The 507-nt window shown below is 77.5% G+C and carries 1 protein-coding gene; it reads right to left on the reverse strand.

Going from position 1 to position 507, the window contains the following annotated elements; genetic code table 11:
• Positions 1 to 507 (reverse strand): UvrD-helicase domain-containing protein (locus F2B26_RS17040; RefSeq protein WP_159811274.1); only part of this gene is annotated, 507 nt, incomplete at both ends.

The following is a 507-nucleotide window of genomic DNA, read 5'->3' on the forward strand; positions in this document are numbered from 1 at the left end:
CCGTGCCCAGCACACGGGTGCAGGCACCGAGCTCACCCGGCCCGTCCCCCGCCACCTGCGCACGGGCCAGCAGCGACGGCTGCGCACCGCGGAACGTGAGCACGGCCGCGTCCGGGTCCCCGGTGAGCACGACGCGCGCACCCGAGCTCGCGAGCAGGTCGAGCAGCCGCGCGGTGGCCACCGTCGACTCCTGGTGGTCGTCGAGCACGACGAGCTGCCAGGCGGGCCGCGGGCTGCCCGGCAGGTCCTGCTCCCAGGTGGCCAGGGCGGCGACCGCCTCGTCCACGACGACGGCCGGGTCCAGCCGGGCGCCGGCGTCCGGGGTGCCCTGCCGCAGCGCCCAGGTGTCCAGGTACTCCGCGTACGAGCGCGCGGCGCTCTGCCACTCCGGCCGCCCGTGCGTCCGGCCGAGCTCGTCGAGCGCATCGGGGTCCACACCGCGTTCGGCGGCGCGCATGAGCAGGTCGCGCAGCTGCCCGCGGAACGTCCGCAGGCCGACGGCACGGT

This window comes from Cellulomonas citrea, assembly GCF_009829685.1.
Lineage (GTDB): Bacteria > Actinomycetota > Actinomycetes > Actinomycetales > Cellulomonadaceae > Cellulomonas > Cellulomonas citrea.